Here is a 15,824-nt window from a genome sequence, read left to right as displayed (position 1 = left end):
TAAGACACAAAAAAACCAGCCATATTCGGCTGGTTTTTGAGATTTACTTTCAGTTACGCCTACTTTTTAAGCATTACCTTTCACTTGCATATTTAGCTGCTCAGCAAAATCTAGCATGCGGTTCAGTGGGATAAGTGATTTCACACGTAGCGCTTCATCAACAAAAATTTCGTGCTCTTCACCACCTTCACTAAGCGCTTTCTCAATTGCTTTCAAACCGTTCATTGCCATCCAAGGACAGTGTGCACAGCTGCGACATGTTGCGCCTGCACCTGCGGTTGGCGCTTCGATAAGTTCTTTCTCTGGCACAAGTTGCTGCATTTTAAAGAAAATGCCTTTGTCTGTCGCAACGATCATTTGTTTGTGAGGAAGCTCTTTCGCTGCTTTGATCAGCTGACTCGTTGATCCAACGGCATCGGCAAGTTCTACGACGCTTGCTGGTGACTCAGGGTGAACCAAAATAGCCGCATCTGGATACACGCTCTTCATTTTTCGTAGCGCATCAGCAGAGAACTCATCATGAACCACACACTCACCCTGCCAAAGCAGCATATCTGCGCCAGTTTTGTTAGCGATGTACGATCCTAGGTGACGGTCTGGTCCCCAAATAATTGGCTTATCTTCAGCGTCTAAGTGTTCCACGATTTCAAGCGCAATGCTCGATGTAACGACCCAGTCGGCACGGGCTTTAACCGCTGCTGAAGTATTTGCGTAAACTACAACCGTATGATCAGGGTGAGCATCACAAAACTCGCTGAACTTATCCGCAGGACAGCCAAGGTCAAGCGAACATTCCGCTTCCAACGTTGGCATTAGAATGCGCTTTTCTGGTGTCAGAATTTTGGCCGACTCGCCCATAAAGCGAACACCACCAATAATCAATGTACTTGCAGGGTGACGATTACCAAACTTCGCCATTTCCAACGAGTCACCAACAAACCCGCCAGTGTCTTCAGCTAGGGCTTGAATCTCAGGGTCGGTATAGTAGTGCGCGATAAGTACCGCATCTTTTTCTTTGAGTAACTTTTTAATACGCTCAATGTAAGATGCTTTTTCTTCTTCGCTTAATGGAACTGGTTTCGGTGGGAATGGGTAAACAGTGTCGATTTTATCTAATATATGGCTCATTGCTCTTGCTCTACGCAACTTCCTTTAATCCGAGTATTGTAACCTCGTTAATTTTCAAAAACCAACTTGTCGCGGGGATTTCTAGCGGTCTAGCCGTATATCTTTGTTACAGGTAGCATTTCCGAGTAGCGAAATTCGGTGCAACATAAGGTCAGAGGCTCTGCATCATTGCTATCGACTTAGCCGTTCTGCACCAACAGAAAATGGAAAAGAAAAAGGAAGCCGAAGCTTCCTTTTCAAAACATAACGTCTTACAGCTTAGAGCTGGCAAGTTTTGCAGATGCACTACCTGGGTATTCATCAACCACTTGTTGGTAGTACTTTTTCGCTTGAGCTGCATTGTTATTACGCTCAGCGATTTCGCCTAACTTAAGCAACGCATCGGCTCGCTTATTGGAGTCTTTATAAGACACCACAGCGGCAAAACTTTTCACTGCATCCTCATCCTGCTTTTTAGCGAAGTACAACTGACCTAACCAGTAGTGAGAATTCGCTGAATATGTAGAATCAGGATAATCTTTCTGGAACTGCTGGAACGCTGCAATTGCGCCAGTGTAATCACGCTTTTTGAGAATGAGGTCAACTGCATTCTGATATGCCGTTTGCTCATCAACATTTGGAGTGTACTGACCACCTGTTTTCACAGGTTGTGCTTCTTGTGCAGGTGCGGATTTTATCTCTCCACGAACACGATCCAGCTCGACAAACAACTCACGTTGACGTTGCAACATTTGTTTCATTTCGTAGCTATTTCGCTCTAATTGACCACGCAATTCACTGATCTCTTGTGACATTTGGTCAATTTGCTGTTGCATTTGGAGCTGAACGCGATTGCGATTTTGTAGCAAACGTTCTAGACGCTCTACTTCCGTTTCAGATGAACGGCTCTTAGAGACGGATGATGTGCTGTTGAGATCGGATACTGGAGCTGGTGCAGCGAACGCAAAGTTCGCTGCACTTGCCAGTAACGTAAGCGCAACAGCGCGCTTAGTGTTACTGAACATGAGGATTACCTCGAATTAGTATACTAGAACCGCGCGACGGTTCTTAGCGTAAACTTCATCTGATTGACCTAGAAGAAGTGGCTTCTCTTCACCGTAGCTAACGATTGAGATTTGGTCAGCTTGAACACCTAGTGCTTGTAGGTAGTTCGCTACTGCTTGTGCACGACGCTCACCTAGAGCGATGTTGTACTCAGGAGTACCACGCTCATCAGCGTGACCTTCGATAGTTACGTTAAGTGCTGGGTTCTTGCTTAGGTAAGAAGCGTGAGCCGCTAGCATCTCTTCGTAATCTGCTGCAATTGTTGAGTTGTCAAAAGCAAAGTAGATTGTTTGAGTTTCACGTAGCGCTTGCTCTTTTAGCTCTTGCTCTGTCAACTGACCGCTTTGATCAATTGGCGTAGCTACTGTTGTTTCCACTGCGCCATTGTTGTTTGTTGCTGCACCAGTGTTAGAAGCAGCGTCGTCGCTTGAACTACACGCTGTAACAGCCATTACAGGAAGCGCGATTAGTAGCCCTTTTAGAACCTTGTTCAGTTGCATCTTATTTTCCTTTATTAATCAAACTTATTACTACAAAAACGGTGACCATGCAGGCGCTCGAACACGCCCATTTGTTGCCGGTAATCTAGCTTTGAATCGACCATCAATTGACACCATCGATAGTACGTTTTTCTTGTTGTAAATCGAGCTATACACAACCATGCCACCGTTTGGGGCAATACTAGGAGACTCATCAAGCAAGGTCTTAGTTAAGACTTGAAGAGCACCAGTTTCCAAATCTTGTTTCGCCAAATTAAATCCTGCGTTGCTGCGGTTCACCATAACTAGGAATCGCCCATCAGGAGTAATCTGACCACCCAAATTTTGGCTGCCTTGCCAAGTCAAACGGTCAATAGAACCGCTGCCCAAATTTACTTGATAAATCTGTGGTTTACCACCCCTATCCGATGTGAAAATCAACGATTTTCCATCCGGATGCCAGAACGGTTCCGTATTATTTGATCTGCCACGCGTAATTTGCGTCAGCTTACGAGTGTTAAGGTCAAACGTATAAACATGAAGCGAGCCTGTTTTAGAAAGAACAATCGCTAACTTATTGCCATCTGGCGAAAATCTTGGCGCACCATTGTGACGTGGGTATGAAGTAATTTTCTCACGTTCACCGGTGTAGATGTTCATGATGAAGATTTCTGCTTGGCCATTTTGGAAGCTAACATATGCAAGCTTTTTACCATCGGGTGACCACGCTGGTGACATTAATGGTTGCTTAGAGCGTAAAACCAGACGCTCATTGTAGCCATCGTAATCAGCGACTCGAAGTTGGTAAGGGAAACGGTCTTTATCGTTCACTACCACATATGCGATACGAGTCATGAAAGCGCCACGGTCGCCAGTTAACTGCTCATACACCAAATCAGAGATACGGTGAGCGTACTCACGCATACGAGGCCCTTGAACAGTGGCTACTTTATTGAACAGCACATGATCTTTTGACAGGACTAATTCACCGTCACTACCAAGCGCCTTACTCTTCCCACCTGTTAACTGACCACGCACAATATCAACAAGTTGATAGTTGATAACGTAGTCACCTTGGTCGTTTTGCTTGATTGAACCAGTCAATAGCGCATCCACACCTAAATTGGTCCAAGCATCAAAATTAACTTCTGATTCACTGAACGGTGTTTGTGGCATTTTGCTCGTTGGAACTGGGCTGAATTTACCACTACGTTGTAAATCCGAGGCGATAACAGCAGAAACATCCGTTGGAAGCGCTTGTGTGCCCTCCCACTTAAACGGAACAACAGCAATTGGTCGTGCTGAATCAATACCATCGGTAATGACCAACTCTAATGCGGCATTCGCCACATTTGTCATACTGCTAAACAGTACAAACATTCCTAGTAAAAGGCGTCTAATCACGTCTTATTCCTTATTCTAGTATTCAACGGTTAAGTTGATATCTCTAACTTTATCAATAACATCTCTATCTTTAGGCATCGGAAAGTTGCCAACTTGGGCTACTGCACTTTTGGCTGCACTACAAAGACGAGAGTCACCGTTTAACACAGTAACATTACTCACAATACCATCAGTCCCAGTTGGAACTAGCTTCACATTAAGCCTACACGACTTTCCCACAAGATAATCGTCCTTAATGATACGACTCTCTATCAATTGTTTGTAAATTGCACCATAGCGGTCAACTTCAGATTGCACATGTTGATTTTTCGCTTGCTGATTCTGTTCTGACTCACTCTCGAGACCCGCAAAAATATCATCTAACGCGGCTTCTTGAGCTTTACGCTCACGCTCGGCACGCTCAGCTGCTTCTCTCGCTTTACGCTCTCGCTCCGCTGCCTCTTTTGCCGCTTTCTCTTTTGCAATGCGCTCTTGTTCAGCTTTTTCAGCAGCTTCACGCTCACGACGTGCTTTTTCTTCCGCTTCTTTTGCTGCTTTTTCACGAGCTAAACGTTCTTGCTCAGCTTTTGCTATAGCCGCTTCTTTTGCTAAACGCTCCTGCTCAGCTTTACGCACGGCTTCTTCTTTTGCCTTGCGCTCTTTTTCTAGCTTAGCAGCTCGCTCTTTTTCTTTGCGAACACGTTCTTCTTCCTGCTTGCGCTCTTGCTCTTTTTTCTTACGTGCAGCTTCTGCTTCTCGTGCCGCTTGAGCATCTTTCGCTTGCTGCTCTTTCAACTTGCGAATTTGCTCTTCTTCAGCTTTGCGGTTTTTTTCTAGCTGCTCTGCTTCGCGTCTCAGTTTATCAAGACGCTCTTGTTCTTTTTTCGCTGCCTTTTCGCGTTGCTGGCGAATTTCTTTCGCTTGTTGCTGCACAAGTTTTGGATCGATGACAACAGCTTGAACCATTTGCCCTGTAGGCTCTGGTTTAGACATGTTGAAGTCCGTCCCCCAAAGCAGGGCTGCAACTAGAATTGCATGCAAACCAACCGATATTGCTATCGGTTTGGCGTATTGGTTGGGTTTCTTCTTGTGATCTTTCATAGATAATTGATGTCTATTCCCTGATATCGGTCATTAGACCTACCTTAGGGATACCAGCTCGACTTAGTTCATCTAGCAATAGAACAACATCGGCATATGGTGTTGCCGCGTCGCCACCTACCGCAACTGGTGAATCCGGCTTAACCTCTCGCTCCGCTTTCACTCGCACAATAACATCTTGCAACGACAAACCTCGCTGAACTTCTTCATCATTTACGCTTAGGCCTAAATTACCCTCGCTATCAATTTCGATGATAATAAAGCTACTGTCAGTCTCGCCAGCAAGGTCTTGCATAGATTCTGCGGTCGATGTTTTCGGAAGATCAACGTCGACGCCTTGAGTCACAAATGGAGCGGTCGCCATAAAAATGATCAACAGTACGAGCATTACGTCGATATACGGAACAACGTTGATCTCCGCTGTCATTTTTCGCTTTTTAGGTTGATAACCCGCCATGCTTTATTCCTTATCCGCGCTGTCTCGGCCAGCCATCGCTTGACGATGAAGGATGCTGTGGAATTCTTCAGAAAATGTTGCGTAAGTGTGCTCTAGTTTACTCACTTTATTGCTTAGGCGGTTGTACGCCATTACTGCCGGAATAGCCGCAAATAGCCCCATCGCTGTCGCGATAAGTGCCTCGGCGATACCCGGTGCAACCATAGACAACGTAGCTTGCTTTACTTCACCCAGCGCAATAAAGGCGTGCATGATGCCCCAAACGGTACCAAATAGGCCGATATAAGGGCTTATAGAACCGACTGTTGCCAAAAACGGTAAGCTTGTTTCTAGCTCATCTACTTCACGAGAAACAGCAACGCGCATTGCGCGGCCAGTGCCTTCCATGATGTAAGCTGGTGAATTTGCGTTGCTCTTACGTAGGCGAGCAAACTCTGTAAAACCTGCGTAGAAGATTTCTTCTGTGCCTTCAATTTCGTCTTTACGCGCTTTTACTTTTTGGTAAAGCTGAGAAAGATCAGTACCCGACCAAAATTTGTCTTCAAACTGCTCTGCATTTTTTGATGCTTGAGAAAGCACTTTGCTGCGCTTGATGATCATTGCCCATGACACAATTGACATGCCAAGCAACGTCAGCATCACAAGCTTTACCAACAGACTGGCCTGAAGAAAGAGATCTAAAATGGAAATATCAGCAGTCACTATTTGTTAGCTCCGAATTTATAAAGGTTGGAATAGCTATTGGTTTCATTTTCTTATTATCGATACATGCTACCTTAACCGAGGCCTTGCACAATATCTTGCCTTGATCATTGACCAACTCTTGACAGAATTGCAGAGAAGCACGTTTTATTTCTGACACTCGGGTTACGACTGTCAGATGCTCGTCCAGCCTAGCCCCTTGGTTGAAATCGATATCCATGTGTCGGACAACAAAGCCGATATTTTGTTCCAGTAACACATGTTGAGAAATGCCTTTAGCACGTAACATCTCTGTCCGTGCGCGCTCAAAGAATTTTAGATAATTAGAATGATATACAACACCGCCCGCATCAGTGTCTTCATAGTACACGGTGATCGGCCAGTGAAAGAGATTTGATGTGCCTTGCAAGGGAGTACCAATATATTCAATTCTTTAAAGTAATTACTATAACTGAAGCGACAGCAATTGGTACCGAGCTAAGGAAATATTTTTGAAATTTGTAGAAAAAATAAAAGCTAGGCGAGATACCTAGCTTTTATTCGATGATTTAGTAACCGACTTTATTACAGCATATTTCAGCCTAAATGAAATAAAGTGCCGTTAGATAAATTAAGATAGCTAACGAGAAATAAGGACTAAACAAAACTTGCCAGTACCAGTTTCTTGGCTTGAAGCCCACCCCATACACCATGCTTGAACATACAGACCAAATCAGTGCTGGTGCGATGATTGAGTTAAAACCACCAATTGCTTGATGGTAAGCTTCAGGGTCCCACATCACCAATCCTACGTGCATAAAGCCAAGGATGAGAGATAAGACTCGTAGCAGAGTCTTATCCATTGGTGCGTGAAGTTTCGCTACCTTATCAGCGAGGTTACTCACTGTCTTTATCCATCATTTCTGAGTGCTCTAGCCAAAGAGCGTTGATGATACCGAATGCACAAGCAAGTAGTACACCTAGAATCCATGCGAAATACCACATAGTAAATGCTCCTTAGTAAAGTGAGTTTTTGTTGTCTTCAATGTACTGGTCATCAAGGCGACCAAACATCTTGTAGTAAGTCCAAGATGTGTAGCCAAGGATGATTGGCACCATAACAAACGCAACGCCTGTCATTAGGTTCAGAGTCAGCTCAGATGACGTTGCATCCCACATTGTTAAGCTGTGGCTTGGCATTAAGTCTGAAGGCATGATGAATGGGAACATCGCAAAACCTGCAGTAAAGATAACACCAGCAACACCCAAGCTTGAAGTAATGAACGAAATCGCACATTTTTCAAGACGAGATGCCAATACAGCGAGAAGCGGCATTGCAACACCTAATACAGGAGCAGCCCATAGTAGTGGGTAGTTTTCAAAGTTCTTCATCCACGCACCAGCTTCACGGATAACCTCTTTGTTTAGAGGGTTAGAAGCAGCGTTAGTGTCGATACCGCCAACAATGACGTAACCATCGATATTTTGGATCCAGAAACCAGCCGCTACAAACGCAGCAACCGTCAGTAAACCAGCCAACTGAGCAACGTTGCGCGCACGCACATGCACTTCGCCTGTTGTTTTCATTTGTAGCCAAGTAGAACCTTGCATCAAAATCATGAACAAGCTTACTAGACCACACAACAGTGCAAATGGGTTTAGTAGACCAAAGAATGAGCCATGGTATGTTGGCATCAAGAACTCACTCAATTGGAATGGTACACCTTGTAGAAGGTTGCCAAACGCTACACCAAAGATGATTGGCGGAACAAAACCACTGATTGAGATACAGATATCCCAGGTATTGCGCCATTTTGGATCTTCGATTTTAGAGCGGTAGTCTAGGCCCAGAGGACGAAGCCATAGCGCTGCTAGTGTCAAAATCATCGCTAAGTAGAAGCCTGAAAATGACGTTGCGTAAACCAAAGGCCAAGCTGCGAACAGTGCACCACCAGCAGTGATAAGCCAAACTTGGTTACCATCCCAGTGAGGAGCAATTGAGTTAATCATGACACGGCGTTGCGTGTCGTTTTTACCGATGATAGGTACAAGCGCGCCTACACCCATATCGAAACCGTCTGTTACTGCAAAACCAACTAGTAGAACACCGATTAGTACCCACCAGATGAGTCGCAAGATTTCGTAATCAAACATCTTGTTATCTCCTTACCTTACGCTTCTACTTGGCGACTAACTTTGTCTTCAACAGAGTCAGCATTTTGCTCGAAGTGGTAGCGACCCGTTTTCAGGCTACTTGGGCCTTTACGAGCGAATTTCAACATTAGGTAAACTTCTGCAATCAGGAATACCGTGTATAGCGCCAGAATTGCGAAGAGTGAAGTCCAGATTTCACCTGCAGTTAGCGCAGAAGCTGCAACATGCACTGGTAGAATTTCACCTACAGCCCAAGGCTGACGGCCGTACTCAGCGACGAACCAACCCGCTTCAATTGCAATCCAAGGTAGTGGAATGCTAAATAGTGCAGCTTTTAGAATCCATTGTTTCTGTTCAATCTTCTGACGACACGTTTGGATAAACGCCGCACCAAAGACAAACAACATGATGAAGCCACAAGCAACCATGATACGGAATGACCAGAATAGCGGCCATACTGTTGGGATTGAGTCGTCCGCAGCAGCTTGGATTTGCTCTTCTGTTGCATCAACAACATTGTCTGTGTAGCGCTTTAGAAGTAGACCGTAACCTAGGTCACCTTTCACTTCATCAAACGCAGTCATGTTTTCTTCTGACTTATCGCCCGCACGAAGCTTCTCTAGAAGTTCATAAGCGTACATGCCGTCACGAATACGATCGACGTGTTCATCACGTAAATCACGAAGACCTGTTACTTGCTCATCAAAAGAGCGTGTCGCGATAATACCCATTACGTAAGGGATCTTAATTGCGTAATCGGTATGCATCGTTTCCTGGTTAGGAACACCAAATAACGTAAATGCGGCAGGTGCAGGTTCAGTGTGCCACTCTGCTTCAATTGCAGCGAGTTTCACTTTTTGAACTTCACCAAGCTCGTAGCCAGATTCGTCACCAAGAACGATGGTAGATAAGATAGCTGCAATACCGAAAGAAGCAGCAATAGCAAACGAACGACGAGCAAACGCAATGTCACGACCTTTTAATAGGTAGTATGAACTGATGCCTAGAATAAACATTGCGCCACAAGTGTAACCAGAAGCAACCGTATGCACGAACTTAACCTGAGCAACTGGGTTTAGTACAACCTCAGAGAAGCTCACCATTTCCATTCGCATGGTTTCGAAGTTGAAATCTGCGCCTACTGGGTTTTGCATCCAGCCGTTTGCGATAAGAATCCAAAGAGCAGAGAAGTTAGAGCCTAGTGCCACAAGCCAGGTAACCGCTAAGTGTTGGCGTTTAGATAGACGATCCCACCCGAAGAAGAATAGACCAACAAAAGTTGACTCCAGGAAGAATGCGACAAGTGCTTCGATCGCTAGCGGTGCACCGAAGATATCACCTACATAGTGGGAGTAGTAAGACCAGTTCGTACCAAACTGGAACTCCATGGTAAGGCCTGTCGCCACACCAAGTGCAAAGTTAATACCGAATAGCTTACCCCAGAACTTGGTCATGTCCTTATAGATTTGCTTGTTCGTCATTACGTACATCGATTCCATAATGGCCAGAAGGAAGGCCATACCAAGGGTCAATGGTACGAATAGGAAGTGATACATCGCTGTCAGTGCAAACTGCAACCGCGATAGATCAACTACGTCAATCATGGTAACTCCTATGTGTCGGCTGAATGACACTCTCTACATATTGCAATCCATATTCAGGTGTTATTTACACTTGAAAAATGTTGAATTATCACAACTCATTGTTGCAAAAATGTGCTTCATTGGTTAGTTAATTGTTAAGCATCAGCTAATATAGCTGGGGCTAATATTACTTGTAAAAACAGATTGTTTCAAAAGGTTTATAGCCGTAACGCGCTTTGATATACATCAATGTTTATGCGCGGATTTTGCACAAAAATCCATCACATTGATCTAGATCAACCAGTATTGGATACGGATGTTAAGAGAGAGTAATCAGGAGAGAAATTAACCAGTTGCAAGCAAACATCGAGTTAACAATCAATGCTTTTTACTTACTAAACCAGTATGAGAAAAAATTCAAAAAATGTGAGTTTGGTCAACTTTAATGAAGCGCTGGGCAACAAAGGCCCAGCGAGGGAATCTTATTTTTCAATTCCGAAATGCAAATACGCACGATCTGTCGCGATTCTTCCACGCGGAGTGCGTTGTAAATAACCTTGCTGAATAAGATAAGGTTCAAGAACGTCTTCAATAGTGTCCTTTTCTTCACCTATCGCCGCTGCCATGTTGTCGAGCCCGACCGGACCACCACCAAATTTTTCCATAATCGCGAGTAGTAGCTTACGGTCCATGTAATCGAAGCCTTCGGCGTCCACATCAAGCATATTCAACGCCTTATCGGCAACATCGGCACAAATGTGACCATTGCCTTTTACTTCCGCATAATCACGAACACGGCGTAGCAAACGGTTAGCAATACGTGGTGTGCCACGCGCACGTCTTGCCACTTCCAATGCACCTTCAGGTTCCATTGATAAACCTAAACAATCCGCGCTTCGCTGCACGATATCTTGGAGGTCTTTTATCTTATAAAACTCAAGGCGCTGAGTAATACCAAAGCGGTCGCGCAATGGTGACGTTAAAGAGCCCGCTCGGGTCGTCGCACCAATTAACGTAAATGGTGGTAAATCGATCTTAATAGAACGAGCGGCCGGACCTTCACCGATCATAATATCCAGTTGATAATCTTCCATCGCCGGATACAGCACCTCTTCAACCATCGGGCTCAAGCGGTGGATCTCATCGATGAACAACACATCGTTTTCTTCGAGGTTGGTTAACAGCGCGGCCAAATCGCCTGCTTTCTCAAGTACAGGGCCTGAAGTAGTGCGAATGTTCACTTCCATTTCATTGGCAACGATATTCGCAAGTGTGGTTTTACCCAAACCTGGGGGACCAAAAATCAAAAGGTGATCAAGTGCTTCGCTACGTAACTGAGCAGCTTTAATGAAGATCTCCATTTGGTCACGGACATGGTCCTGACCTTGGTAATCCGCTAATTTTTTTGGCCGAATAGCACGATCAATGACATCTTCATCACGAAAGGCAGGGTTTTCTGGCGCGATTAAACGATCGGCTTCAATCATCTTTTTACCTTGAAAAATGGTTACCTGAGAGAATAATGCCGCTCGTTTAACAGCAAGTGGCATATTTCTATATCTCGTCATCCTGTACAGCGACGAAGGAGCGTGATACAGGATCTTCTATCCGAGCGATTTATGGTCAAATTGTTTCATTAACCGCTCAGCGTGCTGCTATTAGATTCCCAGTCTCGCCAGGCTCGCTGGAATGACACAAAAAAACATCGTTAAGCGATTGGCATTAACCTTAGAGAATGAGTTATCTTGAACAAATGTTCACTGTGCAACCAGCGTTACACCATTGATTTTAGAGCTTCACGGATCATTTGCTCACTGCTCATGTCCGGTTTAGCGATCTGAGATACCACTTTCGACGCTTGAGTCGGCTTGTAACCTAGAGCTAGAAGCGCACTGATTGCCTCTTCTTCTGCGTTGTTGGATGTTGCACCAGAATCCGCAGGAGCAGCATCCGTAAATGGCGTAAATAGATCGCCAGCGCCCCACCCTTTCAAGCGGTCTTTCATTTCAACAACCAATCGCTCTGCGGTTTTCTTGCCAACGCCTGGAAGCTTAACCAGCGTAGAAACGTCTTCATGTTCCACACAAGTAACAAATTGCGTTGCTGTCATACCAGAGAGAATACCAAGACCGAGTTTAGGACCAACGCCATTGGCTTTGATCACTTCACGGAAAAGTGCTCGTTCTTTTACCGTGTTGAAACCGTATAGCAATTGCGCATCTTCACGGACAACAAAGTGAGTATAAATAATGGCTTCTTCGCCAACATTTGGCAGTTCGTAAAAACAGCTCATTGGCATCTGGACTTCATAGCCAATGCCATTAACTTCAATTAATACTTCAGGTGGTTGTTTTTCAATCAGTATGCCACGAAGACGTCCAATCACTATAAATACTCTTGGGAAATGAATTTGCGACAGGATAATAAAGAACTGGATAGACATCCAGTTAATTTTATCGATAGCGCCCTTTTCTGGCACTGGTTGCTTTGCCCGCTAACGCAACGAGAGTCTTGTTAGTATTGGCATGACAAATCGCCACACCTAAAGCATCGGCTGCATCCGCTTGAGGCTTGGCGGGCAGTTTAAGCATCTGCTGAACCATATGCTGAACTTGCGCTTTGTCCGCACCACCAGTACCGACGACAGCTTGCTTAATAAGACGCGCGGCGTATTCGTATACCGGCAACTCTGCATTCACCGCAGCAACAATTGCGCTGCCACGAGCCTGGCCAAGCTTTAATGCTGAATCCGCATTTTTAGCCATAAACACTTGTTCAATCGCAAATACGTCCGGTTGAAACTGAGTAATGATTTCCGTGACGCCAGCGTAAATCTGCTTAAGACGGCCCGGAAGTTCTTTTTCTGAAGTACGAATACAGCCACTACCAAGGTATTGCAAATGGCGTCCATTTTGACGAATGACCCCATAACCGGTAATGCGTGAACCTGGGTCAATGCCCAAAATAATTGACATGAATGTTCCTAAAAAGGAGGCCGAATACGGCCTCAATTTCTTATTATTACTTCTAGCTTACTTTCTAACTTCGGAGCGAATACCGCTCACCGCACATTGAGTTTACTCTAGAGAGGCTGCAACGTCGTCAGAGATGTCACCGTTGTGATAAACCTCCTGAACATCGTCCAGATCTTCTAAAGCGTCAATCAAACGAAGCAGTTTTGGCGCAGTGTCCACATCCAGTTCTGCTTTCGTTGAAGGGATAAGCGACACTTCGGCGTTTTCCGCCTCAAAACCTGCAGCATCAAGGGCATCTTTTACGAGTCCAAAATCGCTTGGCGCGGTGTAAACATCAATCGAGCCATCTTCTGATGTTTCGATGTCATCAGCGCCACTTTCTAACGCCACTTCCATCACCGCATCTTCATCTAAACCTGGGGCGTATGAGATCACGCCTTTCTTGTCGAAAAGATAGTTTACACTACCATCCGTACCCAGATTGCCTCCTGACTTCGAGAACGCATGGCGTACGCCAGATACTGTGCGATTTCGGTTATCCGTCATACATTCGACCATGACCGCAGTGCCACCCGGACCATAACCTTCATAGATTACGGTTTCCATATTGTCATCGCCTTCACCACCAGCACCTCGGCTGACAGCGCGGTTGACAGTGTCACGCGTCATGTTGTTAGACAACGCTTTATCAATTGCAGCTCGCAAACGTGGGTTATTTTCTGGCTCACCGCCTCCCTCTTTTGCAGCAACAACGATTTCACGGATTAATTTGGTAAAGATTTTGCCGCGCTTCGCATCTTGCGCTGCTTTACGGTGACGAATATTCGCCCATTTACTATGACCTGCCATAATTCACCTTTTAATGTATTTTGACGCTTAATAGCAAACATGAGCTAAAAAGCGTTGCTTGGGAAATTGCTTTGGAAGTTTCTTAGGTTTATTTAAACAAAAACTCCCGCAGTTGCGGGAGTTTTCTTCAAATGTTGTGCGCTTATTCTGCGTCTTTTTCTTTCGCTGCAGTCACTGCGATTGCTAGCTCTTCTAGCGCTGCTGGGTTCGCAATACTTGGTGCGTCTGTTAGTAGACACGCCGCTGCTGTTGTTTTAGGGAACGCGATAACATCACGGATGTTCTCTGTGCCACATAGCAGCATTACTAGACGGTCTAGACCAAATGCAAGACCAGCATGTGGAGGCGTACCGAATTTCAGCGCATCAAGCAGGAAGCCGAACTTAAGCTGTTGCTCTTCAGGTGTGATGCCTAGAATATCAAATACGGCTTCTTGCATATCTGCGTTGTGGATACGAACAGAACCGCCGCCCACTTCGTAACCATTTAGAACCATATCATAAGCGTTAGAGTTTGCCGCAGCTGGGTTCGCTTTTAACTCTTCCGCAGTCACACCTAGAGGCGATGTGAATGGGTGGTGCATCGCGTGTAGGTTGCCTTCGTCATCTTCTTCGAACATTGGGAAGTCAACAACCCATAGTGGAGCCCATGCTGATTCGTCAGTTAGCTCTAGATCTTTACCTAGCTTCAGACGCAGTGCGCCCATAGCTTCTGCAACGATGCCCGCTTTATCAGCGCCAAATAGGATGATATCGCCAGATTCCGCTTGAGTACGATCTAGAATGCCGTTGATCACGTCTTCATTTAGGAACTTAGCGACTGGAGATTGGATACCTTCCATGCCCGCTGCACGGTCGTTAACCTTCATCCAAGCTAGACCTTTCGCACCGTAGATGCCAACGAATTCACCGTAGCCATCAATTTGCTTACGAGTCAGAGAAGCGCCACCTGGAACGCGAATAACGGCAACACGGCCTTTTTCGTCGTTTGCTGGACCTGAGAATACTTTGAACTCAACATCTTTCACTAGGTCAGCAACGTCTACTAGTTCCAGTGGGTTACGTAGGTCTGGCTTGTCCGAACCGAAACGACGAATCGCTTCGCTGAACGGCATTACTGGGAATTCACCTAGGTCAACGTTTAGTAGCTCTTGCCACATTTCACGAACCATTTTCTCAGTCGTTGCACGAACTTGGTCAGCCGTCATGAATGACGTTTCGATATCGATCTGAGTGAATTCTGGTTGACGGTCAGCACGCAAGTCTTCATCACGGAAACACTTAACGATTTGGTAGTAACGGTCAAAACCAGACATCATTAGAAGCTGTTTGAATAGCTGTGGAGACTGAGGAAGCGCGTAGAAGCTGCCTTTGTGAACACGGCTAGGTACTAGGTAGTCACGAGCGCCTTCTGGTGTCGCTTTTGTTAGTACTGGTGTTTCGATGTCTAGGAAGCCGTTGTCATCTAGGAAACGACGAACAAAGCTAGACGCTTTAGCACGTAGCTTGATGCGGTCGCTCATTTCTGGACGACGTAGATCTAGGTAACGATACTTCAGGCGCTGCTCTTCAGAGTTCTTTTGGTTGAAGTCTAGAGGCAGAACATCAGAACGGTTGATGATTTCAAGACCTTTCGCAAGGATCTCGACTTCACCTGTTGCCATGTCTTTGTTTGCTTGGCTCTCTGGGCGAACGCGCACTTCACCCGTTAGTTTGATACAGAATTCATTACGAAGTGTGTTCGCCACTTCATACGCATCCGCCATATCTGGATCAACAACTACCTGAACGATACCTTCGCGATCTCGCATATCAATAAAAATAAGACCGCCTAAATCACGACGACGGTTAACCCAGCCGCAAAGTTCTACAGTTTGTCCTGCAAGGGACTTGTTCAGGTGACCACAGTAATGGGTACGCATAATGAAATTCCCAATCTCTCAAATGTTGTTAACTACGCTCTGTCAGCCTCATTGCTAAGCAGAGTAAAG

Annotated in this window: 17 protein-coding genes; all 17 read right to left on the bottom strand. The window is 45.3% G+C overall.

The genetic code is table 11. From position 1 onward, the window contains the following. Window positions 1-66: 66 nt before the first annotated feature. A complete protein-coding gene (gene nadA, locus R7R78_RS13745; RefSeq protein ID WP_017820046.1) occupies window positions 67-1,128 on the bottom strand; it encodes a quinolinate synthase NadA in 1,062 nt (353 codons plus the stop codon). 251 nt (window positions 1,129-1,379) lie between these two features. Next, window positions 1,380-2,132: a tol-pal system protein YbgF gene (ybgF, locus tag R7R78_RS13740; protein ID WP_167415111.1), complete on the bottom strand. Its 753-nt coding sequence runs from the start codon at window positions 2,130-2,132 to the stop codon at window positions 1,380-1,382. A gap of 15 nt (window positions 2,133-2,147) precedes the next feature. Beyond that, the gene (pal, locus tag R7R78_RS13735; RefSeq protein WP_005378293.1) at window positions 2,148-2,672 is read right to left on the bottom strand and encodes a peptidoglycan-associated lipoprotein Pal; all 525 of its coding nucleotides are present in this window, start codon (window positions 2,670-2,672) and stop codon (window positions 2,148-2,150) included. 30 nt (window positions 2,673-2,702) lie between these two features. After that, on the bottom strand, window positions 2,703-4,055 hold the full coding sequence (tolB, locus tag R7R78_RS13730; RefSeq protein ID WP_005387925.1) for a Tol-Pal system beta propeller repeat protein TolB: 1,353 nt from the start codon (window positions 4,053-4,055) through the stop codon (window positions 2,703-2,705). Window positions 4,056-4,070: 15 nt separating this feature from the next. Further along, on the bottom strand, window positions 4,071-5,135 hold the full coding sequence (gene tolA, locus R7R78_RS13725) for a cell envelope integrity protein TolA (protein WP_053303231.1): 1,065 nt from the start codon (window positions 5,133-5,135) through the stop codon (window positions 4,071-4,073). Window positions 5,136-5,148: 13 nt separating this feature from the next. After that, the gene (locus R7R78_RS13720; RefSeq protein WP_005378298.1) at window positions 5,149-5,592 is read right to left on the bottom strand and encodes an ExbD/TolR family protein; all 444 of its coding nucleotides are present in this window, start codon (window positions 5,590-5,592) and stop codon (window positions 5,149-5,151) included. 3 nt (window positions 5,593-5,595) lie between these two features. Then, window positions 5,596-6,294 (bottom strand): protein TolQ, encoded by a 699-nt coding sequence (gene tolQ / locus R7R78_RS13715; RefSeq protein WP_005378301.1) that lies wholly within the window; start codon window positions 6,292-6,294, stop codon window positions 5,596-5,598. Next, window positions 6,284-6,703, bottom strand: coding sequence for a tol-pal system-associated acyl-CoA thioesterase (gene ybgC, locus R7R78_RS13710; RefSeq protein WP_017820044.1), 420 nt, complete (start codon window positions 6,701-6,703; stop codon window positions 6,284-6,286). The genes tolQ and ybgC overlap by 11 nt, the downstream gene beginning before the upstream one ends. A 172-nt stretch (window positions 6,704-6,875) precedes the next feature. Further along, window positions 6,876-7,178: a cyd operon protein YbgE gene (gene ybgE, locus R7R78_RS13705; RefSeq protein WP_005378304.1), complete on the bottom strand. Its 303-nt coding sequence runs from the start codon at window positions 7,176-7,178 to the stop codon at window positions 6,876-6,878. Further along, window positions 7,171-7,278 (bottom strand): cytochrome bd-I oxidase subunit CydX, encoded by a 108-nt coding sequence (cydX, locus tag R7R78_RS13700; RefSeq protein WP_000270284.1) that lies wholly within the window; start codon window positions 7,276-7,278, stop codon window positions 7,171-7,173. Before cydX ends, ybgE begins: the two co-directional genes overlap by 8 nt. Window positions 7,279-7,290: 12 nt before the next feature. Beyond that, complete coding sequence (gene cydB / locus R7R78_RS13695) at window positions 7,291-8,427, bottom strand: cytochrome d ubiquinol oxidase subunit II (RefSeq protein WP_006742909.1); 1,137 nt, start codon at window positions 8,425-8,427, stop codon at window positions 7,291-7,293. 17 nt (window positions 8,428-8,444) lie between these two features. Continuing rightward, on the bottom strand, window positions 8,445-10,031 hold the full coding sequence (cydA, locus tag R7R78_RS13690) for a cytochrome ubiquinol oxidase subunit I (protein WP_005378311.1): 1,587 nt from the start codon (window positions 10,029-10,031) through the stop codon (window positions 8,445-8,447). 461 nt (window positions 10,032-10,492) lie between these two features. Further along, window positions 10,493-11,497 carry a Holliday junction branch migration DNA helicase RuvB gene (ruvB, locus tag R7R78_RS13685; RefSeq protein WP_005378312.1) on the bottom strand — a complete coding sequence of 335 codons (1,005 nt, stop codon included), beginning with the start codon at window positions 11,495-11,497 and terminating at the stop codon, window positions 10,493-10,495. 287 nt (window positions 11,498-11,784) lie between these two features. Next, window positions 11,785-12,396 carry a Holliday junction branch migration protein RuvA gene (ruvA, locus tag R7R78_RS13680; protein ID WP_005378313.1) on the bottom strand — a complete coding sequence of 204 codons (612 nt, stop codon included), beginning with the start codon at window positions 12,394-12,396 and terminating at the stop codon, window positions 11,785-11,787. 67 nt (window positions 12,397-12,463) lie between these two features. Continuing rightward, window positions 12,464-12,985 carry a crossover junction endodeoxyribonuclease RuvC gene (gene ruvC, locus R7R78_RS13675; protein ID WP_012841980.1) on the bottom strand — a complete coding sequence of 174 codons (522 nt, stop codon included), beginning with the start codon at window positions 12,983-12,985 and terminating at the stop codon, window positions 12,464-12,466. Window positions 12,986-13,087: 102 nt separating this feature from the next. After that, the gene (locus tag R7R78_RS13670; RefSeq protein ID WP_005390747.1) at window positions 13,088-13,834 is read right to left on the bottom strand and encodes a YebC/PmpR family DNA-binding transcriptional regulator; all 747 of its coding nucleotides are present in this window, start codon (window positions 13,832-13,834) and stop codon (window positions 13,088-13,090) included. Between the two features lie 142 nt (window positions 13,835-13,976). After that, the gene (gene aspS, locus R7R78_RS13665; RefSeq protein ID WP_005378401.1) at window positions 13,977-15,755 is read right to left on the bottom strand and encodes an aspartate--tRNA ligase; all 1,779 of its coding nucleotides are present in this window, start codon (window positions 15,753-15,755) and stop codon (window positions 13,977-13,979) included. Window positions 15,756-15,824 lie beyond the last annotated feature (69 nt).

The organism is Vibrio sp. 2134-1 (assembly GCF_033339495.1).
Note: the sequence above shows the minus strand (reverse complement) of the source record. Positions and strands in the feature narration are given on the sequence as shown.